Here is a 19,465-nt window from a genome sequence, read left to right on the forward strand (position 1 = left end):
GAATATGAGAACCGAGTTTAAGAACGAGGCATTTGTAAATTTTAAGGAAGAAAGGAACCATGAATTATATGAGCAGGCGCTAAAAAAAGCAGAGGCTGAACTGGGCAAAGAGTATCCACTCATTATTGGTGGTGAGAGAATTGCAACCGACCGTACAGCCGTTTCCATAAATCCGGCCAATCATTCGCAGGTGATTGGCATTGTCTCGCAAGCGGATACTAATCTTGCAGAGAAAGCGATTCAAGTGGCGGCAGCGACATTCGAGACATGGAAGCATACCGACCCGAATGCACGCGCTAGGTACCTGTACCGGGCAGCAGCCATTTTGCGCCGGCGCAAACATGAATTCTCTGCCATCATGACGTTCGAGGCCGGAAAGACCAGAGTGGAGGCTGACGTGGAAACAGCGGAAGCCATTGATTTCCTGGAGTTCTATGCACGTGAGATGCAGCGGCTCAGTCTACCTCAGCCGTTAACGGCAAGTGCTGAGGAAGAGAATGAACTGTATTATATCCCGCTTGGAGTTGGTGTCGTCATTCCGCCTTGGAATTTTCCGCTGGCCATTATGGCAGGTATGACTGCAGCCGCCATCGTTACTGGCAATACCGTTGTCCTAAAGCCGGCAAGCACTACGCCGGTTATTGCAGCGAAATTCATGGCCTTGCTTGAAGAGGTGGGTTTGCCGGCTGGTGTTGTCAATTTCCTCCCGGGTCCCGGTGGTGAAGTAGGAGATTACCTGGTCGATCATCCGCTTACAAGATTCATCAGCTTTACTGGTTCCCGCGATGTCGGTCTGCGAATTAATGAACGTGCTGCTAAGACAAATCCGGGACAAAAGTGGATCAAGCGAGTAGTGGCTGAGATGGGCGGTAAAGATGCAATCGTTGTTGATAGTGAAGCTGATCTGGATCTGGCTGCTGATATGATTACATTGTCCGCATTCGGGTTCTCCGGGCAAAAATGTTCAGCCTGTTCACGCGCCATCATTCACGAAGATGTCTATGACACGGTGCTGGAGCGGGTGGTAGAGCGCGCAGGACAGCTGAAGATGATGAATCCAGCAGATGCAGATGCCAATCTGGGGCCGGTTATAGATGAGAAAGCATATAATAAGATCTTGGAATACATTGAAATTGGTAAGAAGGAAGGACGTTTGGTGCTCGGTGGTAGTACGGGTGATCCGAACGGTTACTTTATCGAACCTACAATCTTCGCTGATGTGGATGCAGATGCCCGGATTTCTCAGGAAGAAATATTCGGACCTGTCGTAGCGTTTACGAAAGCGGCGTCGTTTGACGAGGCACTTCAATTTGCTAACGGAACCGATTATGGCTTAACAGGGGCTGTAATCTCACGCAATGGAGCTAACCTGGAGAAAGCCAGACGTGAATTCCACGTCGGGAATTTATACTTCAACCGCAAGTGCACAGGCGCTTTGGTTGGAACTCACCCGTTCGGCGGATTCAATATGTCGGGTACGGACTCCAAGGCAGGGGGCCGGGATTATCTGCTACTGTTTACTCAAGGCAAGCTGGTTTGCGACCGGTTTTAATGGAACTGTTTATAACATTCGATGTTCGTTGCAGGTCATATTAAGTATAGTAGAAGAAAAAGATCGTAGGATGTAGTTAAAGCCGACCCGGGAGGAAGGGGTGAATCTGTTGTTAAGCTATCATTTGGTGCAGGATCAACGTCCGACTTTGACCATAACACCTGAATTGAAGCAATCTATTCATATTTTATCATTGTCAGGATATGAGCTTATGCAATATTTGCAAGAGCAGGCTATGGAGAACCCGGTCCTTGAGATTGAAGCTGGATATGATGGCTACCGATATGGCAAGAAACGCGGAACAAGCACCAGCAGCATTAAGTATGCACAAGATCCGCTGTGGAATGTGAAGCCAGCGCAAGATTCAATGGAGATAAGGTTGCAGAATCAGCTCCGTCTCCTCTCCCTTCCAGCCGATGTGTATCGGGCCGCCGCATTTCTGGCGGGAAATCTTAACGATGACGGGTATTTGGAGGCGGAGTTGTCGGACCTCAGAGGAGTGTTAAAGTTTTCTGAAGATCTTCTGGGTACAGCACTACACCAACTGCAATCTTTAGAGCCGGCAGGAATAGCTTGCAGGGATTTGCGAGAATGTCTGCTGCTGCAAATCGTGCGGGACCCGGAACCTGTTCCGTATGCGGAAGAAATCGTGGATGGGTATTTACCGCTACTGGCCAATGGAAGCTTCGATCAGATCGCTCTTGCTTTACGAATTAACAAGGAACAAGTGAGGAGTGCTTCACTGTATATCCGCAGCTTGAATCCGCGTCCGGGGCTATCGATGAACATTCCAGAACCACATTATATCGTTCCTGATGCTGTTGTCCGGTGTATAGGGGATGATTTTACGGTTGCGCTGCACCCTTCTGCCCACCCCAGACTATCCGTGAACAAGGAATACCGAGAGTGGATAAAAATTAGGCAAACGGCCGAGGCGTCCTCATTTTTAAGCAGTTGTTTTAAGTCGGCGCATTGGATTGAACGCTGTATCGAGATGCGGAAGCTGACCTTGGTGAGGGTAATAACGGCTATGATGGAGGAACAACGAGAATTTCTGGCGAGAGGCGTAAAAGGTCTTCGTCCGATGAATTTATTTAACATCTCCAGCATGTTGGGGATGCATGAATCCACAGTCAGCCGGGCAATTCACGACAAGTTCGTGCTTACCCCGCATGGTGTGTTTCCTTTAAAGTTTTTTTTCGCGGCAAGTTTATCCACAGCGGACGGAAGCGGGGCATCCTCGCGTAGCGTAAAGCTGAGAATCAAGGAACTCGTCGACGCCGAGAACAAGAGCAAGCCATATTCCGATCAGAAAATCGTTGAGCTACTGTTTGCAGAAGGGATACAGCTGTCGCGCAGAACGGTAACCAAATATCGTGAAGAATTGAAAATCTTATCCTCAACATACCGGAGGCGGAGATTATGAAGAGTGCTGTCCCTAACCATTTTGAATGGAACTGAAAGGGTTTCCAAAAGGGGGACGCTCGTTTGAGGAACAGTTCGCTATGAACCACGAATAAAAAAGAAGTGGCGACGTAGGGAATACTCCTGCGCCGCTATTTCAGGTTTAATTAACCTTATGGTTCACCCTTATCAGGAGATTTTCAGCGGAAGACCGTGCTGGAAGGATTTGGGCTTCCGCTGGTATCAAGCGTAAATAATTCGATTCCGTTGATGAGCAGGCTCAAGGACTCCATTACATTGTAGGTGATAATGGGCGGGACGGCGTTTCGATCCAGCATGCCGGCTTCGGCTGCGAGGCTGATGCTGTGGTCCAATCCGATGACCTGAAAGGCGGATTGGCTAAGCGATGCGGCCTTTTCGTGCATGGTGACGTCTGTCGGATTGATATCGGCCTGCTCCAAGGAAGCACCGAGGCGAATATCACTGCATAACCTGGACAGGTTAACAGCCAAATCTTTTAGTGCGGAAGAAAGTTCAGCAAAAACATGATAAGATACTTCTTCGCTTTTGGAAGTAAAAAGCTCGATTTGGGTTAGTTTCCGTAAATGGGAGACGGCTCTTTCGTTAAACCCGCAGTGACTATCAGGTTCACTGCCAATGGCACTTAAGCTCAAGTGTATCGTCTTCATGTGTGAGGCGGCTTTGTCAAGCCGCGTTACATCGCTTTGAATATGCTGCGCGTAATCACCAAATTGGCGACCGAGCCATATCGGCGCACCAGAATTCTGCGAAGAAATTTTCGGAGTGTGGAGCCGATCGATCTGTTCCTTTTTGTACAATAATTCGGTTTTCAAAACATGCAAGGACTTGATTAAGTCCTGCGTGAGCCGATAAGCGGCGATCCGCAGAGTGGCCGACATGACCCCATTAGCTGACTGTGATAAATTCGCGTGCAGCTCAGGATTGACGACGCCGTAATTTCCTTTATCTTCAAGCATGAATTCCAGGGCACGGTTAGCCAGTACTTCATTCATATTGGCATTCAGGATATCCCCGGAAGGGCTTTGTGAATAATTGCTGATGAAGTGCTTCAAATGTTTACCCCTCAATATCTCTTCCGCTGCCATCACAATGAGGTTGCCGATTCGTTGAGGCAGCGCTCCGATTTCAAGGTTTGCTTTCGCAGCCGCGATTTTAACATAAGCCATAGCTACAATAAACGCATGGTGAACGGGGGTTCTGGCATTTGGGTAAATCTGGGCAGCTCGCAGTGTTTGGATCCCATAGTAAGCATAGGCAGGTACCTCTACAGCCCCTAATTCGTCTCGTTCGATTCTTATCATCATGATCATGATCCCTCCGCAAGTTTGGTGATAACCTTTAACTAATGAAGATTAAACAAGCAATTTCTGTACCAACAAAAGGGTACAAATACAAAAATAACTTGATTTATGGTTGTGTTAACGCTCTTTGGCAACCGAAACAGCTTCAAAAAGACGTACCATAAGGAAAAGAGCAGAGCCTGGAAGAAGGACGTCAGCAAACTGGACAATTGGGAATACGACGAAAAAGAAGACAACTGGACTTGCGCAGCGGAATATATGGTGATATCTATCGTGGTGTACGCAGCACTCGATATCGGAAAGACCATCATGGTTTTTTCTTCGCTATCCTATCTAGGCTTGGGCGAAGTTAAAAAATACGAACATATATTCGTTCTTTTTCCATCCCTCCATCCGCTTAAAGATCCTCTTTATCCGTCCGTTCCACCGTCAGCGTATCCGTTTCAGGGGTGTAAGATTGTATCATCGGGAATGAAGCAAAAGGGCATACCGAACACACACAGTGTATTGTGAACCGGCCAGGGAGCCGGTTTTTTGCTGCGGATAAGCTCCCTTGAGCCATTCCCGATCCATATAGAAGACAGAAAGGAGGAGCCGTGTTGCGCAAGCAAACAAACTTTGTTAGATGCAGCGCATCGGATGACAGGAAGGAAGCTGTCCGGCAATCCGAGGAATGAGAGGGGCGGTCCGGCAGGCCGTCAGCGGCATCATCCCGGAACTCGAAGGCCGGGTGTATGATGTACACCCACCGGATGGGGCGAACGATGATCTCTACGCCGTCATCGCTTTGGGTGAAGACGTATGGAAATCTTCATGGGCGGGGTACCGGCAAGTGGTGCGGTTGAAGCTGTATGCAGGGAGTTCCGGCTTGTCGCAGATGGATGCGTGGGCTGAACATTTAATCAAGGGGCTGCACCGCAAGCGGGTAACAGGTACAGAGGATGGAGCGTTTATCCTTCATTATTTGGGTGTCCCGGAGGCGGACAAGCTCGATCCTGTATCAGGCAAAACCTTCAGGATGCTGCGTTTTGGCATCTATATGCCGGAAGCTTCAGGAGCTGGTTCGACTTCACAACCCGACGAATGGCTTAGCGCTCTGGCTGCCTGGACAGGTGACCTTCTGGGAAATCCATGGAGGATCTATCATACGTCATGGCCAGCGGGCCGGGACGATAACGCTATTTTATGGCGGATGACAGGCTGCGAGACGAAGACGGCGGGAGCCTCCAAGATTGAGGTTCGAAAAAGCTTCATCGGGCATGTTGCCTCCCCGGTCTTGGGAAGCGATCAGCTCGCAATTGTGAAACTCGTCGAGGCGCTTGGATCCAAAGTTCAGCTGCTGCTGGATTCTGAGGATCGCCGGTATATGTCGGTGGTGGAAGTATCTAGCGATTTACAGGCCGATCCCATTCTTGACGGTCAGCTTAAGCTGACCCTGATGCAGCGGAAGATGCGACCAGCAGAAGAAGCAGCATTGATCCGCCATGTTAACATTCATCCAATTTTAAAGTGAGGTGGTCCTGATGGCTGTGAAAAAAACACTCAACACGAAAGCCCGCGTCAGCAATGCTCCACGTTATGAGTTGGCAGAGCTTGCGGCACATGCCAAGGAACTGTTTGAAGTCCGAGCAGAAGTGCTTGCGGGAGCCATGTATGGAGCAGCTGGAGAGCTGTTCACGGTAACCGAGGTTAAACAAAAAATCGAACAATTTATGAAAGCGAAGGTGGTCTAATCATGGCAGGTGGAACATGGGAAAGTACGAATAAACCGGTGCTGCCGGGGTTGTATATGAATTTTAAGGCGGCGGCCGCATCAGCGATTCAGGGTGGAGTCCGCGGCACAGTCGTTGTACCGGTTAAAGCCAATTGGGGTCCGGTACGTGAGTTTGTGGAAATCGGAAGCGAGCATGCGATTGCAGAGCTGTTTTCCACGGACAGCCTGGACGGAGCAACAGCCTATCAGTCACTGTATTTAGCCTTGCTCGGCGGTCCGAAGAAGCTGCTTGCTTACCGTTTGGCAGATAACACGGCGGCTGCAGCATCCGTTACACTTCAGAACGCGGAAGCTACGCCGTCCGATGTGCTGCAGCTGCAGGCCAAATATCCGGGTAGCCGGGGTAATGGCTTCTCTGTCACCATCCAGCCGTCGCTTGGTGATCCGGCTGCTCGTGAGCTTCGCCTCTACGAGGGAGCCAAGCTGCTGAGCACCTACACAGGAGCTGACGGTTCCGCAGCGTCGATTGCTGCTCAGATTAATGAAGACAGTGTGAATGGTTGGGTAACGGCCAAGGTACTGGGTGATGGCGGCGTTCCCGCTGATGTCAGTGGTGCGGCGCTGTCGGGAGGACAGAGCGGTAACAGCGGTCTTACCAATGCTGATTACATCGCGATGCAGGATGCAGTTGAAGGTCAGGAGTTTGATGTCTTGGCTCTGGATTATGCTGCTGATATGGCTTTGCTGCAAAGTTTTGCTGCTTGGGTGAAGCGTATTCGGAATGAAGGCCGCGGGGTCATGGCTGTCTTCGGAGGAAACGCAGCTGATGATGTGTCCAAGGAAGCGGCCAATTTGGCGGCAGCCCGCTCAATGGCGCTAAACCATGAAGGGATCGTTAACGTTGGTACAGGCGTGCGTCTGTCCGGTGTGGATTATAGTTCCGCGCAGACGGCTGCTTATGTGGCTGGCCTAATCGCGGGACAGCGGCTGAATCAATCCGCAACGTACGCGGTAACTCCTTTTGAAGATGTAACCCATCGCTGGACGCGCTCCGAGCAGGAGCAGGCTGTGCGCAGCGGTGTTTTCTTGCTCTTTTTCGACGGACGCCAGGTTAAGACATTGCGTGGGATCAATACGCTCGTCAATCCGGCAGAGGGCCAAAACAATGCATGGAAAAAGATTCGCTCCATCCGTGTCATGGATGCGATTAATGAGGATCTTCAGAATGCGGCGGAACAGACGTACATCGGCAAGGTGAACAATACGGAGGAAGGCCGACTTGCTCTGATCGGGGCCGTCAAGGAATATCTCGCCCAGCTGTCGCTGAGCAATGTTATTGAGCCTGATGGTTATGATGTCATTCTCGATCCTGCCTATTACGGTAATTCCGCCGTCAATAAGCCGGAGCCGGATCAGGTCTTCCTGCAGTGGAACGTGAAGCTGACCGATGTGATGGAGCAGCTGTTTGGTACTTTTTACGTGCAATAAAAATAATTAAAACTTTGAGGAGGAACAAAACATGTTGGATGCTTCAAGAGTCATTCTAGGAACGTATGGTCAAGCGTATATCGACGGGGTATGGCAGACGCATATTAACAAGCTGGAGGCCAGCGTAGAGTTGGAGAAACGGGAATTGAAGCTGGTCGGAAACGACTGGACGGTGCACAAAAACGGGAGTAAAAAAGGGACCGGCACAATAAGCGGTTATAAGGTCACTTCAGATATGATCTCACGCGGCTTTACGAAATTCGATATTATCTCCAAGCTGGATGATCCCGAATCTTACGGTCATGAGCGCGTTCGCCTGATCCGTTGCATGCCGGACAAAATCCAGCTGGCCAACTGGACAGCCGGAGAGGAAGTGCAGGAGGAAACTGCATTTACTTTTGAAGGTTATGAGCTGCTAGATCCAATTACAGCGGATTAAATAATATGGCGGTCATACAGACGCTGGTGATGATCTTTTGTAAAGGTCAGCCATCTGCTGCATGGTTCGTTCTAGCGAAATTGCCATAAGGAGCTGCTATGCAAAATCCCCACGATGTGGGGATTTTGCGGCTGCTGATTTGGTTCACAAACTCTCAATTCATTTTATAAACAAAGGAGATTAAACACATGAGCTTACACGAAAATATGAACGAAGAGCAAATTTTGGACAGTCTGTTTGAGGCAGCTGAGAAGCTGCCAGAGGAAACTGTACGCATCAAGCGTCTGGACATGCAGATCGTTCTGCACGGACTGACTTCAAGCAGAGTGGATAGCATCCGCGAGCGCTGCACGGTCCGCCGGACGGTGAAGGGCGCAGTGGATGAGAAGGTGGATACCGAGACGTTTAACGCACTCCTCATTTCGGAAGCGACAGGCAACCTTTCTGTGAAGGGTCTGACGCTGAACGGCTGGGGTGATCCGCGGATTACGAGCCGCTTGAAGCTGTCGGGTGGGGAGCAAGCCGTTCGCCGTATGCTTCTAGCCGGAGAATTGGATGCTGTTGGTGATAAAGTGCTGGAACTGTCCGGCTTTGGGGTTGAAATTTCTGACCTAAAAAACTGATCAGCTCCGGGGGAATGACGACGATGCTATATCATCTGTGGGTACGGCATCACCTTCGTCCCGGAGATTTTTGGTGTCTTCCGCGAGGTGAACGCCTGCTGTTGCTTGCTTTTTCCGAAATGGAAATGGACAGCATAGCAGGCCAGAATTAGATAACAAAGGAGGTGAATACATATGGCTGAAGCCATAAACTACCGCATGAATCTGGTCATTGATCCGAAAAATGTGATCAAGGCGAACCGCGAGCTGCGGGCGATGGAGCGTTATTTCGAACGGATCCAGGGGCGCGTCTTAAAAATCGGGAGAACCCGTATGGTGCCTGAAATTGTACTGAAGGACAGCGCCTCGAAAGGACTGGATAGTCTGTATGAAAAATTCAACCGGGTGAAATCCCAGGTCATTCAGGCGTCTGCGAATGTGAACTTGAATGTGAAACAGTCGGCAGCCGCCAATGTGAATCCGAATATACAGATGGACTTTTCTCCGATGGTCCAGGCGCTTCAGGCAAATACGGAAGCAGTGACTAATCTGACAAGTACGCTCGAATCACTGGAGCTTGGGGGAGGGGCTGCGGAAAAGGAGAGCTCCTGGTTGGATAAAGTGGCTACCTTTTCTGGTGCGGTCGCTCTATTTGGCGGCGGTGTGAAAAGCTTTGGTGAGCTGCCAAAGAAACGAAAAGCGGTTCGTGATGCATGGGAGGGGAAGCCTGAGAAAACCAAAGGTATCATAGTTAGGAGAAAAAATAAAGATACTTTACCTTCTGAAACAAGAGTTGAGAAGGCAAAGAGGGTGAAACTCCAAAATAAAGGGAGACTTACAACTGCAGTAGGCGATCTGATTGGAACTGCTGGGTCCGCTGGCAAAGGTATTTTTGGCGGAATAAGTGAGTTGTGGAAATCCGGTAAAGATTTGTTTGGTGGCAACAGCGGCATCGTATCCGGCATTGACAGTGGCGCTGCAAAAAAAAGTATGCCATCAAATGTGGCTAAGGTTGCTCCCAAAAGCAGTATGGGCTCAGGCTTTATGAAAGGATTCGGGAAACGCCTGCTGGGTCCGTTAGCTTTTGCCGCTGATGTCGCTTCCATTGCTTCAGCTGAGCCCGGTAAGGAGCGAGCTAAAGCTATAGGTTCCACTGTCGGAGGAGGTGCTGGCGCGGCGATTGGCGGCTTTATTGGGTCGATTATTCCGGGGGCAGGAACCTTCATTGGTTCTGCTTTGGGAGGTGCCGCCGGTAGCTGGATTGGTGAAAAGGCAGGTGGTCTGATCTCAGATGTCGGTAGCTGGATTGGTGAAAAAGCAGGTGGCCTGATCTCGGGTGCTGGCAGCAAAATCAAAGAGGGTGCTTCTAAGGTTTCGGATTGGTTTTCCAGTAAATTCTCCTTCGGTAAAAAGAAGAATCCAGCCGAGGATATCGCCGAAATACCGTCTAGCATAAGAAGGCCGACAACACCCGCAGCTTCTCAGGCAATATCTAACGCACTTGCTTTAGCGAGACCTAGTGCTCCTTCTTCTGCACCTGGTCCATTCATACCGGGACCCGTTCTTCCAACTGCCTTTGCCCCGGCACCTTATCCAGGACTAATCAGCCCTTATGGACCGATGCCTCCTGCAAGTATGGCTCCGTCTCTAAGTGGCGGGCCCAGAATGGGTCCGGCAGCAAACGGTAACCCGAATGCCACAGGGAACAAAATGACGCCGCAGGTGGTTCAGATTAGTCCAGAGCAAATGACGGCCTTGTCAGGCTTTTTGAAGGATTTTAAGACGGAAACGACGATGAACTACAATCTGCCGCCGGGAGCAGTGCAGGTCACTGTGCATGAAGAGCATCCGGTGGATGTTGAAGGGCTGATTCTGCAAATCGGGCAGCGCCTGAGAGCCGAATTTAACAAAGCGACGCAGAATCGAAAGCCGGCACCTAAGGCATATGTATAACCATCCAAATAGAAAGGAGGGAGGCGGCGTGGAGTTTAGATTGATTGACGGAAAAGGTAAGAGATTTACTTTCCCGGTTAATCCAGAAGAGGTCACGATTTCACGGCAAAAAGGCTTTGATACGACCACAATTTTGTCGCGTGGGGAGTTCGATTTTCCACAGGGAAATAAGATTAAGGAAATTTCGTTTTCCTCTTTTTTTCCTAAGGAATACGACGAAGCTTTCTGCAAGGGAGGCAAGAAAAACCTGCCTAATCCGCAAACAGCCATGAATAAGCTGAATGATTTCTTGGCGTCGAAAACCCCACTGCGTTTTATCATTACCGAGACGGCGGTCAATGTACCTGTGTTCGTATCCTCCCATCAATCGATCTTTCGGGGCGGTGAGCCGGGGGATGTGTATTTTGACATTACGCTCCGTACCTGGAGTGAGTTGAAGGTTGCAAAAATAGGCGGAAGCAAGGGAGCTGCAACGAATAAAAAGCCCCGGACAGACATGAAGGAAAAGAACAAGACTTATACCGTGAAGCCGGGTGACTCGCTCTCTAAAATCGCCAAACTGGAGCTGGGGGACAGCTTCAAATGGAATCAGATTTACAAGCTGAATCAGAAGGTAATCGGTAACAATCCGAACGCCATCAAGCCCGGGCAGAAGCTGGTGCTGTCATGAGTTACAAGGTGATTTTGCAGGACAAGTACGATTTGTCCCCCTTGGTGGAATCTATTAATCTGCGGGATTCGCTGGAGCAAATCGCCTATCAGGGGACGGTCAACCTGGTGGTGACGCCGGATATGCCCCCCATTGAGCCGGGAATGGCGATCCGGATTAGCGGTATTCCTTACGGTAAAAAGGATTACGTTCCTCTGCTTCATCCGGCCGTTGTCTGGGAAGTGTCAACTTCGAATAACGGAGTGAAGCGGATGACCTTGACGCTGTACGACCGCACGGTATATCTGGATAAATCGGAGGATGAATATTTGTTCCCGGCTAAACAGACCGCAACACAGCGTTTTAAAAAATATGCGGCCGACTGGGAGTTGAAAATTGCCGTTTTGCCGGATACGGAGAAGAAGCTTGGCCGTTCCGTTTACCGGACACAGTCGATTTATGCCAGCATGTTTGCCGATCTGCGCGAGACAGCTAAAGCCGGAGGGAAGCTGTATCATCCCCGGATGATCTCATCCGGACTTGAGCTGTACGAGCTTGGAAGTAATAAGGATGTGTATATCCTCGAGGCGCTAACGGATACAACGCAATCGCGGACACTTGAGGGTGCTGCTACCATGGTTAAGGTGCTGGCAACAGCGGCAAGCGAGACCGGAAAAGAGGTTCCTTCCAAAGTGCTGGCCATTGAGAAAAAGGATATTGAGAAATACGGTCAGCTGCAGGCGATTATTCAGGACGATGAGGTCAAATCCGGCGCGGCCGCCCGTCAGCTGGCGAAAAGCAAGCTCCGCGGCATTCAGGAGACCATTTCTCTAAATGCCCCGGATATCAATACTATTCGTGCCGGAGATACCGTCATGCTAGGCTCCATGAAGCTGATTGTGATTTCGATCAGCCGAGAGATGGGCAATCCGGGAAGTATGTCGCTGGAGCTGGGGACGTATGACGATGTAAAAAGGAGGTTTTATCTTGAATAAAGACCCCTATGGACAATTGGCCTCTTCCCTCTATGCCTCGTTCAACAAGCAGACGCGTCAAGCTTTGGGCGGAGTGGGAGCAGTGCTGGGCACCATCACATCGACCGGATTGAAGCTGGATGATTTCAAGCATGAGTTCCAGGATTATATGGTCGCTGAGCTGCCTGGCTTGTTATCTCTGCCCCGTCGTACGGTTGTGGGAACTACAACCTGGGAGGGCAAGCAGCTGGAAATGTCGTTTGATTTTGAGGAAAGTGAAGTAGAAGATACGCGTCTTGAGCTGGGGAAAGGCTTAAAACCGGGAGATCGCGTGCTTGCAATTCGGGTTAACAGTGGCAATGACGTCGTTGTGGTATGTAAGGTGGTGAATGGTCATGGCTAGTTTGTTTCCTGAGACGGATGATATGATCTGGACCGATGTGTCTGAGCCGGAGATGGTGGAGGGAAGCGGGGCTGTTTTTGGACGGAGCTGGCGTTATGATTTTGAAGTCGGTGAGTTCGTGATGTCCCCTACCCGTAAAGTTACGCCTGTGGATGAGAAGGAAGCCTGGGTAATCTGGTGTGAAAAAGCCATTCGTACGCCACGTTACCGTCATCTTATCTATTCACGGGATTACGGCAGCGAGCTGGAGGAGCTGATCGGGAGCGACTACGACCATGCTTTGCAGGAAAGTGAGATCCGGCGCATGGTTACCGAGACGCTGCTGGCAGATGCGCGCACGGAGAGTGTGGATCAATTTCTCTTTACTTGGGAAGGTGAAGCCTGCCACTTCAGCTGCCAAATTACAAGCATCCGGGATGAGACTGAAATTATAGAAAGTGTGGTGATCTAATGGCAGACTTGCCGCAATATTTGCAGGATCAGACGGAAGAGAACATTATGAACCGCATGCTGGATAAAGTGCCTTCGGACATCGACAAATCTGAAGGCTCTTTTATTTGGGATGCACAGGCGCCAGTGGCGTTTATGCTGTCCGAAGCGGCCCTTTGGGCACAGGAGCTGCTGCGACGGGGGTTTGCGAGTACAGCGGCGAGCGACAATCCAGAATTTCGTTCCGCCGAACTGGACCTGAGGGCAGCCGAGCATGGCATCACAAGGCGAGAGGCTGTTGCCTCGTCCGGCAGTGTCGTATTTACGGGGAAACCGGGCACGACGGTGCCTGCTGGAACTTTTGTGGCTACACCTGCGGATGAAGGCTCCGGGGAACCCTCGGTAGAGTATGCTACAACGATGGGTGTTACGCTCAGTGACTTGGGCACAGGTACAGCTCCGATCAAGGCTGTTACACCTGGCAAAAACGGCAACGTTCCCGCAGGTGTCATTCAACTCATGTCGACATCAATTAGCGGCGTAACGTCGGTTACGAATCCTGAGCCGACGAAGAGCGGGACGGATACCGAGATGGATCAGTCTTTGTTAGAAAGATTTTACGCCAAGGTTCGTAGCCAGGGTACGAGCGGCAACAAAGCGCAGTATATGCAGTGGGCCAATGAAATCGCTGGTGTTGGAGGAGTAGAGGTCGTTCCTTTGTGGAAAGGCCCTGGCACGGTAGGACTGTATCTGTTGGACACGGACAAGCGTGCTGCAAGCAAGGATATCGTGGATGCCGTCCAGCGCCATATCGATCCGTCTCAAGATGGACAGGGCGAGGGCGTTGCCCCGTCAGGTCCGGTGATCACCGTGATGCCTGCGAAGGAAATGGAGATTAACATCTCAGTTAAAGTGCAGCGCACTTTGGAACAACCTTCAACATTGGACGAAATCCGGCAGCTGATCGAGGAAGGCGTTCGCACCTACTTGCAGCAGATCGCGTTTAACCGGAAAGATCCCCTAGTGCGTTACACGAGGATTGCTGCCGTTCTGCTGGACATCCCGATTATTGTAGACTACGCAGATCTGACGATTAACGGCAACACCGAGCAGCAAAATATCGAAATCGGCCTCGGTCAAGTCGCGGTGTTGGGGACGGTGAGCGTTAGTGAATAATACCAAAATGAACAGCTTGCGTGGTCGTGAGCTGTTTTCTTATCTTCCGGCTTATTATGAGACTTCCCGCGTCATGCAATCGGATATGGATGCCAAGGGCAGTGAGATGGACAGGTTTTATCAGGCTTTGAACTCAACTGTTGACCAGTTCTTTGTGCGCACGGCTACCTGGGGATTGGATCGCTGGGAGACTGAGCTGGGCATTCCCACGGATCGCACCAAGCCAATCGAGCAGCGGCGGGCCGTAATTGAGTCCAAGCTGCGTGGAGCGGGGACTTTTACGGGGCGTCTCGTTAAAAATGTTGCTGAAGCCTATGACGGCGGCACCGTCGACGTATCCTTTCAGCCGCAGGAGTGGGCGTTCACTATTACGTTCATAGATACGCTTGGGATTCCGCCTAATTTGGACGATTTGAAAGCAGCGATTGAGGAGATCAAGCCAGCGCATTTGGATGTGGTGTATGAATTTAATTATTTGCTCATTCGCGATATTCATGACGTGATGACCTTACATGATATGGAACAAACACCATTAAATAAATTTGCAGGAGGTGCTTGAGTTGTCTAATAACACACCGAATTTAGGACTACTGAAAAAAGATCCGATGGTGGATGGTAATGAGACTTTTAATATTAAGACGATGTTGAATGACAACTGGGATAAGATTGATGAGGTAGTGGGGCAGGTCCGGGAGGATTTGGGGAACATCGATGTGGAACTTCCGGATGCATCTCTTACGGAGAAGGGAATTGTGCAGCTCTCCAATGCTACGAACGGCACGAGGGAGAATGTGGCGGCTACGGAGAAGGCGGTGAAGGCGGCGTATGACGAGGCGCTCGCGGGAAAGCAGCTTGGAGTTGAGCAAAAAGCAAATGTGGTTGCCGCGCTCAATTCCATTGGGGTAGCGGCATCCACTAGTGAAACTTGGGCGCAGCTCATACCAAAAATTGCGGCAGTTATCCGGGCGACGGGCAATGCTACTGTTGCAGACGTAATTGCAGGAAAGACGTTTAGTAATGCAAGCGAAAATGGTTTAACAGGAACCATCCCGGATAGAGGCGCGGGGGGTACTGTTACACCGAACACCGCAGACCAAACCAAAGAAGCTGGACGGTATACAAGCGCGATAACAATCAAGGGGGAGCCGAACCTGATAGTAGGTAATTTGCCAAAGGACAAGACTTTCTTTGGTGTAACGGGTCTCCTTGAACGAATGACCACAGCAGAGAAGCGAGTTATAGCCAATGCGATAACAGGTAAAGGGGTAGCAGCCTCAGCGAATGATACGAATACGGTTCTCGCTAATAAAATCGGGTTGATCCAGACCACCAAGTATGCTTCGGGCAGTCTCTATGCTTCGGAGGGAAGAGTGTACGTCAGTGGGGTGGGCTTTCGACCCAAAATGATCAAACTGTACGGTGATTATTATAACAGCGAGAGCTACTTTACGGTTTGTTTTCTCTTCGATGATCCGATCCGTAGCGCCTATGGTTTTTTGACCCCGAACACGAGTTACGATGGAGGGGTGATGTCCGGGGTTGGGAGTAACCTTCGAGACAATCTCATCACGAATAGTGGATTTAACGTTTATTATTACTATTGGCTAAATAATCTGATGTACTGGGAGGCTTGGGGACATTGAATAACGCAATCGGCAGACGCTTATATTATCTGAAAGCAACAGGTGAAGTGATTCAAGATACAGGGGAGCGTACTGGATGGGTGGTAGAAACCACCGTAGAACAAGACTTTGAAACGTACCGCTCCTTGCGTGAACGGGTACCGGAGACGGTGGGGATGATCCAACTGGAGTATGGGGCGTACGCAGCCGATCGAGCTGAGGGCGGTAGCATTACCCGCATTGACATGGATACGATGGAACCGATGTTTACGTATCGTGATCCAATTGACCCAGGGACGCCACAAGAGCCGGGTCCAGCATTGTCTGAACAACTAACAACCTTAAAAACTGAAAATGAATCATTGAAAAGTAGGGTTTCGGACGTCGAAATGACGATTACCGAAATCCTTTTTTCATGAGGGAGGTGATTGCTGATGCTCAAAGATTTTCAGGTGCGTGTTGTGGCTAACGCTTACATTACTCGCGTAAACGAGGGCGAGGGTATTATTGATCAAGTCGTATCGACTTACCCAATGCAGGCAGATGATCTCGATAAGGTTTTAGCTTATGTGTATGTCATCCGTCCGGATCTTGTACCGACAAAATAATATCAATATCATGCTTCGAAGTGTTCTTGGGGATTTTGTTTCGAGGGCCGTCTTTTTTGTGATATAGGTATTATTGTATGGAGTAACCCTTAATGGGAAATTTATTCTAGAAAAAAATTAGAACTTTCTTATTTGTAGAGATTTTTCTGTACTGAATTGAAGAGAAGAACATAGCAGACATCCAGTTAAAGAGAGGAGCAGTAGAGTATGATTGTGCAGGAAATGCAGGCTTCTCTGAAAAAAGTCTTGCAAACAAAGTTTACGGATATCTCCCCCATCTCCAAAGAGGATGCCGACCCACTACCACCAGCTCCATACTTCCAAACCGAACTAACCCTAGCCGAGTTCGAGCCGATATCGACAAGTCGATATGCGGCTCGTTTTCGTTTCCGCATCGTCTACATGCCAGTGGAAGGGAAGCCGGTGGCAACTATCATGGATGAGATACTGGAGAGCCTGACATCTCTGGATGTCAGCGGCAGACCATGCCGCGCTTCATCCGTAGCTTGGGAGAGACCGGAAGATAAAACGCCATCAGAAGATGGATATTTTCGCGCAGAGTATGTCATTCAGATGACATCAGATCAGGAAGAGACAGGCATGAAAATGCAAACATTTAAACAGGGAGGCGGATTGAAATGAGTAAAAAGGAAACAGCAGCAGCGTTTAGCAAACATCAACTGGCACAATCCAATCAATTCAGTAACCGTGAGAAGGATGTACTGAGTGCCATTCTTGAAGAAGGCAAAACGTACACCGTTCTGCAAGCTAAGGAACAGTTAAAAACATATTTGAAAAAGGAGGTCATTTAAATGGCCGGAGGAACATGGACAACACCAAATAAAGTAAGACCGGGTGTATACACCCAAATCTCATCGCAGGAGCAGCCGATTGGACGCGTAGGAGAGAGGGGGATTGCAGCACTGGGCTTGTCTCTGCCATGGGGTGAACCGCAGAAGATGATCACAGTAACACCGGGCACAAACCTGTTTGAGGTATTGGGGTATGATGTGACTGCTCCACAGCTGCTCGCTGTAAAGGAAGTTCTTAAACGTGCAGGTACGTTGCTACTTTACCGCTTGAATAGCGGGACTCAGGCAACTGGTACGGCTGCAGGGCTTAAGGTGAACGCACGCTATGGCGGTGAACGCGGTAACGATATCCAAATCGTAATCGAGAACGCTGTGGATGATACCGGCAAGTTCGTGGTCAGCACCCTGCTGAACGGCAAAGTCGTCAACAAGCAGCTTGTGTCCAGTGCAGAAGATCTGAAATCGAATCTGTACGTGGAATTTGCACCTGAAACGGGTGATCTGGCGGCAACGGCGGGATTTTCTCTGACTGGCGGCGCGAACGGAACGGTGACAAATCAGGAGCATGTGGATTTTCTGGCAGCACTGGAAGTGCAGGATTTCCAAACCGTCGGGCTGCTTTCATCGGATGCAACGCTGAAGTCACTATATACCGCATTCATCAAGCGTCTTCGCGAGCAGGAAGGCAAAAAGGTACAAGCTGTGCTGACCGATTATCCGGTTGCGGATTACGAAGGTATTATCAGTGTGAAGAACGGTGTTATTTTGAGCGACGGAACAGTGATTGACAAGGTAAAGGCTGTTGCCTGGGTTACCGGAGCGACGGCTGCGGCAGCCATCAATGAATCGCTTACGTATGCGGCTTATGATGAAGCGGTGGATACCGATATTCGTATGAGTCATACGGAGATTGAAGCTGCGCTCACAAATGGTGAGTTTCTGTTTAGCTACAGCGGAGGAAAAGCCGTGGTCGAGCAGGATATTAACTCCTTTACATCGATTGAGCCGGCGAAGGCGCGTCATTTTTCCAAAAACCGAGTGGTCCGCGTGCTGGACGGCATTGCGAATGATCTCAAGCTCCTTTTTGAGAAGTCCTATATCGGCAAAGTAGACAACAATGTGGACGGCCGTACTTTGTTCTGGGCAGAATGCGCTGCGTACTTTACTTCCCTGCAACATATTGGTGCGATCCAGAATTTTAACGCCAACGAGGATATTGTGGTGACACCTGGCTCAGAAGGTGACGTGTTGTTTGTGGATATTAAGGTACAGCCAGTGGATGCAATTGAAAAAGTATATATGAAAGTGAAGGTGGTCTAAGATGGCATTTTTGCGGGCAAGTGACACGATTTCTGGACAAGAGGGTAAGGCATTCGTCAAAATAGGCGAGCGTATGGAGGAAATGTTCTATATTAAAACCTTGGAAGCTACCGTGGAAAAAGAAAAAGCAGAGCTGAAAATGATGGGGCAGCGTGCCGTTCAGCATAAAGCTATTGGCTGGAAGGGCAGCGGTACCATGACCATTTATTATGTGACTTCGCTCTTCCGCGAGCTGATGATGGAATACATTCAGTCCGGCAAGGACGCGTATTTCATGATCGAAGTGCGCAACGAAGATCCGGGTTCTTCAGCAGGGCGTCAGACCGTTATTTTGGAAGGCGTGAACCTGGACAGTGTTATTATGGCTTCCCTCGACACAGAAGCAGAGGCGCTGGAAGAAGAAGTGGCCTTCACTTTCGAAAATGTGCGGATCGAGACGCCGTTCAGTGCATTGTCTTAATTGGAAAATCTTGAATAAACAATGTGTAAAGAAAGATGAGGAGGAAGTTAAATGAGCGATTTTAGTATGTTTTTTGCAGGTCAGTCGTCTGCGGAGATCACGGAGCAATTCGTGGTCTCTGTTCGTTTTAAGGATGCAGAGGGAAGTCCAGTACCTTGGAAGCTGCGCAGTATCACGGAGGAAGAGAACCAGGAATGCCGTAAAGCCGCGACACGTAAGGTGAAGGGCAAGAACGGGGTGTTTACGCCGGAGATTGACCCGAATGACTACATGGCGAAGCTGATGATAGCAAGTGTTATATACCCGGACTTGAAAAATAGCGATCTTCAAAAATCTTACGGTGTGTTGGGCGCCGAATCCCTTCTCCGCAAAATGCTACTGCCTGGCGAATTCGCTGCGCTCGGTGAACGTGTACAGGCGCTCAACGGCTTTGACCGGGACATGAACGACTTGGTGGATGAAGTAAAAAACTAATTAAAGAGGGCGATGGTGACGCGAACTACGCGTATTATGCCCT

The 19,465-nt window shown here is 49.8% G+C and carries 25 protein-coding genes; 24 read left to right on the plus strand and 1 reads right to left on the minus strand.

The annotated features are described in order from the left end of the window. Positions 1-4 precede the first annotated feature (4 nt). Positions 5-1,552, plus strand: a complete 1,548-nt coding sequence (gene pruA, locus B9N86_RS04140; RefSeq protein WP_208917895.1) for an L-glutamate gamma-semialdehyde dehydrogenase — start codon at positions 5-7, stop codon at positions 1,550-1,552. Between the two features lie 100 nt (positions 1,553-1,652). Further along, positions 1,653-2,978, plus strand: a complete 1,326-nt coding sequence (gene rpoN / locus B9N86_RS04145; RefSeq protein ID WP_208917896.1) for an RNA polymerase factor sigma-54 — start codon at positions 1,653-1,655, stop codon at positions 2,976-2,978. A 178-nt stretch (positions 2,979-3,156) separates the two neighbouring features. Here rpoN and B9N86_RS04150 read toward each other — a convergent pair whose 3' ends face one another. After that, positions 3,157-4,302, minus strand: coding sequence for a lyase family protein (locus B9N86_RS04150; protein ID WP_208917897.1), 1,146 nt, complete (start codon positions 4,300-4,302; stop codon positions 3,157-3,159). Positions 4,303-4,407: 105 nt separating this feature from the next. On the opposite strand from B9N86_RS04150, the gene B9N86_RS04155 reads away from it, so the two are divergent. The 22 genes from B9N86_RS04155 to B9N86_RS04260 all read left to right on the plus strand — a co-directional run bounded on the left by B9N86_RS04155 (position 4,408) and on the right by B9N86_RS04260 (position 19,422). Next, positions 4,408-4,812 (plus strand): hypothetical protein, encoded by a 405-nt coding sequence (locus B9N86_RS04155; protein WP_208921007.1) that lies wholly within the window; start codon positions 4,408-4,410, stop codon positions 4,810-4,812. Between the two features lie 160 nt (positions 4,813-4,972). Next, positions 4,973-5,812 (plus strand): hypothetical protein, encoded by an 840-nt coding sequence (locus B9N86_RS04160; RefSeq protein ID WP_208917898.1) that lies wholly within the window; start codon positions 4,973-4,975, stop codon positions 5,810-5,812. Between the two features lie 10 nt (positions 5,813-5,822). Further along, complete coding sequence (locus B9N86_RS04165) at positions 5,823-6,032, plus strand: YqzN/YkzM domain-containing protein (protein ID WP_208917899.1); 210 nt, start codon at positions 5,823-5,825, stop codon at positions 6,030-6,032. Positions 6,033-6,034: 2 nt separating this feature from the next. Next, on the plus strand, positions 6,035-7,501 hold the full coding sequence (locus B9N86_RS04170) for a phage tail sheath subtilisin-like domain-containing protein (RefSeq protein WP_208917900.1): 1,467 nt from the start codon (positions 6,035-6,037) through the stop codon (positions 7,499-7,501). A 31-nt stretch (positions 7,502-7,532) separates the two neighbouring features. Beyond that, positions 7,533-7,940, plus strand: a complete 408-nt coding sequence (locus tag B9N86_RS04175; RefSeq protein WP_208917901.1) for a phage tail tube protein — start codon at positions 7,533-7,535, stop codon at positions 7,938-7,940. Between the two features lie 188 nt (positions 7,941-8,128). Continuing rightward, a complete protein-coding gene (locus tag B9N86_RS04180; protein WP_208917902.1) occupies positions 8,129-8,563 on the plus strand; it encodes a phage tail assembly chaperone in 435 nt (144 codons plus the stop codon). Positions 8,564-8,577: 14 nt separating this feature from the next. After that, complete coding sequence (locus tag B9N86_RS04185) at positions 8,578-8,715, plus strand: hypothetical protein (protein WP_208921009.1); 138 nt, start codon at positions 8,578-8,580, stop codon at positions 8,713-8,715. A 22-nt stretch (positions 8,716-8,737) separates the two neighbouring features. Next, a complete protein-coding gene (locus B9N86_RS04190; RefSeq protein WP_208917903.1) occupies positions 8,738-10,495 on the plus strand; it encodes a hypothetical protein in 1,758 nt (585 codons plus the stop codon). 28 nt (positions 10,496-10,523) lie between these two features. Further along, complete coding sequence (locus B9N86_RS04195) at positions 10,524-11,165, plus strand: LysM peptidoglycan-binding domain-containing protein (RefSeq protein ID WP_208917904.1); 642 nt, start codon at positions 10,524-10,526, stop codon at positions 11,163-11,165. Continuing rightward, positions 11,162-12,139: an XkdQ/YqbQ family protein gene (locus B9N86_RS04200; RefSeq protein WP_208917905.1), complete on the plus strand. Its 978-nt coding sequence runs from the start codon at positions 11,162-11,164 to the stop codon at positions 12,137-12,139. The genes B9N86_RS04195 and B9N86_RS04200 overlap by 4 nt, the downstream gene beginning before the upstream one ends. Continuing rightward, entirely contained in the window at positions 12,132-12,521 is a 390-nt protein-coding gene (locus B9N86_RS04205) for a hypothetical protein (RefSeq protein WP_208917906.1), read from the plus strand. Before B9N86_RS04200 ends, B9N86_RS04205 begins: the two co-directional genes overlap by 8 nt. Continuing rightward, the gene (locus B9N86_RS04210; RefSeq protein ID WP_208917907.1) at positions 12,514-12,972 is read left to right on the plus strand and encodes a DUF2634 domain-containing protein; all 459 of its coding nucleotides are present in this window, start codon (positions 12,514-12,516) and stop codon (positions 12,970-12,972) included. Before B9N86_RS04205 ends, B9N86_RS04210 begins: the two co-directional genes overlap by 8 nt. Continuing rightward, positions 12,972-14,126, plus strand: a complete 1,155-nt coding sequence (locus B9N86_RS04215; RefSeq protein WP_208917908.1) for a baseplate J/gp47 family protein — start codon at positions 12,972-12,974, stop codon at positions 14,124-14,126. Before B9N86_RS04210 ends, B9N86_RS04215 begins: the two co-directional genes overlap by 1 nt. Before the next feature lie 7 nt (positions 14,127-14,133). Further along, positions 14,134-14,685, plus strand: a complete 552-nt coding sequence (locus B9N86_RS04220; protein WP_208920081.1) for a YmfQ family protein — start codon at positions 14,134-14,136, stop codon at positions 14,683-14,685. A gap of 1 nt (position 14,686) precedes the next feature. Further along, on the plus strand, positions 14,687-15,769 hold the full coding sequence (locus B9N86_RS04225; protein WP_244562940.1) for a tail fiber protein: 1,083 nt from the start codon (positions 14,687-14,689) through the stop codon (positions 15,767-15,769). Further along, positions 15,766-16,167 carry a hypothetical protein gene (locus B9N86_RS04230; RefSeq protein WP_208917909.1) on the plus strand — a complete coding sequence of 134 codons (402 nt, stop codon included), beginning with the start codon at positions 15,766-15,768 and terminating at the stop codon, positions 16,165-16,167. The genes B9N86_RS04225 and B9N86_RS04230 overlap by 4 nt, the downstream gene beginning before the upstream one ends. A gap of 15 nt (positions 16,168-16,182) precedes the next feature. Further along, positions 16,183-16,356, plus strand: a complete 174-nt coding sequence (locus B9N86_RS04235) for a hypothetical protein (protein ID WP_208917910.1) — start codon at positions 16,183-16,185, stop codon at positions 16,354-16,356. A 207-nt stretch (positions 16,357-16,563) separates the two neighbouring features. Then, the gene (locus B9N86_RS04240; protein WP_208917911.1) at positions 16,564-16,998 is read left to right on the plus strand and encodes a phage tail terminator family protein; all 435 of its coding nucleotides are present in this window, start codon (positions 16,564-16,566) and stop codon (positions 16,996-16,998) included. After that, positions 16,995-17,168 (plus strand): hypothetical protein, encoded by a 174-nt coding sequence (locus B9N86_RS04245; RefSeq protein ID WP_208917912.1) that lies wholly within the window; start codon positions 16,995-16,997, stop codon positions 17,166-17,168. The genes B9N86_RS04240 and B9N86_RS04245 overlap by 4 nt, the downstream gene beginning before the upstream one ends. Next, positions 17,169-18,488, plus strand: a complete 1,320-nt coding sequence (locus B9N86_RS04250) for a phage tail sheath family protein (RefSeq protein ID WP_208917913.1) — start codon at positions 17,169-17,171, stop codon at positions 18,486-18,488. Position 18,489: 1 nt separating this feature from the next. Next, positions 18,490-18,948 carry a phage tail tube protein gene (locus B9N86_RS04255; protein WP_208917914.1) on the plus strand — a complete coding sequence of 153 codons (459 nt, stop codon included), beginning with the start codon at positions 18,490-18,492 and terminating at the stop codon, positions 18,946-18,948. 51 nt (positions 18,949-18,999) lie between these two features. Further along, positions 19,000-19,422, plus strand: a complete 423-nt coding sequence (locus tag B9N86_RS04260) for a phage tail assembly chaperone (protein WP_208917915.1) — start codon at positions 19,000-19,002, stop codon at positions 19,420-19,422. The last annotated feature ends 43 nt before the right edge of the window (positions 19,423-19,465 follow it).

The organism is Paenibacillus uliginis N3/975 (assembly GCF_900177425.1).
Taxonomy (GTDB): Bacteria; Bacillota; Bacilli; order Paenibacillales; family Paenibacillaceae; genus Paenibacillus_AQ; species Paenibacillus_AQ uliginis.

Bases quoted from the DNA above. Each gene is read 5' to 3' on its own strand.
- B9N86_RS04245 (WP_208917912.1), top strand. From the start codon at position 16,995: ATGAGTAAAAAGGAAACAGCAGCAGCGTTTAGCAAACATCAACTGGCA.
- B9N86_RS04235 (WP_208917910.1), top strand. From the start codon at position 16,183: ATGCTCAAAGATTTTCAGGTGCGTGTTGTGGCTAACGCTTACATTACT.
- B9N86_RS04220 (WP_208920081.1), top strand. From the start codon at position 14,134: ATGAACAGCTTGCGTGGTCGTGAGCTGTTTTCTTATCTTCCGGCTTAT.
- B9N86_RS04185 (WP_208921009.1), top strand. From the start codon at position 8,578: ATGACGACGATGCTATATCATCTGTGGGTACGGCATCACCTTCGTCCC.
- B9N86_RS04215 (WP_208917908.1), top strand. From the start codon at position 12,972: ATGGCAGACTTGCCGCAATATTTGCAGGATCAGACGGAAGAGAACATT.
- B9N86_RS04180 (WP_208917902.1), top strand. From the start codon at position 8,129: ATGAGCTTACACGAAAATATGAACGAAGAGCAAATTTTGGACAGTCTG.
- B9N86_RS04260 (WP_208917915.1), top strand. From the start codon at position 19,000: ATGAGCGATTTTAGTATGTTTTTTGCAGGTCAGTCGTCTGCGGAGATC.
- pruA (WP_208917895.1), top strand. From the start codon at position 5: ATGAGAACCGAGTTTAAGAACGAGGCATTTGTAAATTTTAAGGAAGAA.
- B9N86_RS04210 (WP_208917907.1), top strand. From the start codon at position 12,514: ATGGCTAGTTTGTTTCCTGAGACGGATGATATGATCTGGACCGATGTG.
- B9N86_RS04250 (WP_208917913.1), top strand. From the start codon at position 17,169: ATGGCCGGAGGAACATGGACAACACCAAATAAAGTAAGACCGGGTGTA.
- B9N86_RS04160 (WP_208917898.1), top strand. From the start codon at position 4,973: ATGAGAGGGGCGGTCCGGCAGGCCGTCAGCGGCATCATCCCGGAACTC.
- B9N86_RS04255 (WP_208917914.1), top strand. From the start codon at position 18,490: ATGGCATTTTTGCGGGCAAGTGACACGATTTCTGGACAAGAGGGTAAG.
- B9N86_RS04150 (WP_208917897.1), bottom strand. From the start codon at position 4,302: ATGATGATAAGAATCGAACGAGACGAATTAGGGGCTGTAGAGGTACCT.
- B9N86_RS04170 (WP_208917900.1), top strand. From the start codon at position 6,035: ATGGCAGGTGGAACATGGGAAAGTACGAATAAACCGGTGCTGCCGGGG.
- B9N86_RS04240 (WP_208917911.1), top strand. From the start codon at position 16,564: ATGATTGTGCAGGAAATGCAGGCTTCTCTGAAAAAAGTCTTGCAAACA.
- B9N86_RS04155 (WP_208921007.1), top strand. From the start codon at position 4,408: ATGGTTGTGTTAACGCTCTTTGGCAACCGAAACAGCTTCAAAAAGACG.
- B9N86_RS04200 (WP_208917905.1), top strand. From the start codon at position 11,162: ATGAGTTACAAGGTGATTTTGCAGGACAAGTACGATTTGTCCCCCTTG.
- B9N86_RS04190 (WP_208917903.1), top strand. From the start codon at position 8,738: ATGGCTGAAGCCATAAACTACCGCATGAATCTGGTCATTGATCCGAAA.
- B9N86_RS04175 (WP_208917901.1), top strand. From the start codon at position 7,533: ATGTTGGATGCTTCAAGAGTCATTCTAGGAACGTATGGTCAAGCGTAT.
- B9N86_RS04165 (WP_208917899.1), top strand. From the start codon at position 5,823: ATGGCTGTGAAAAAAACACTCAACACGAAAGCCCGCGTCAGCAATGCT.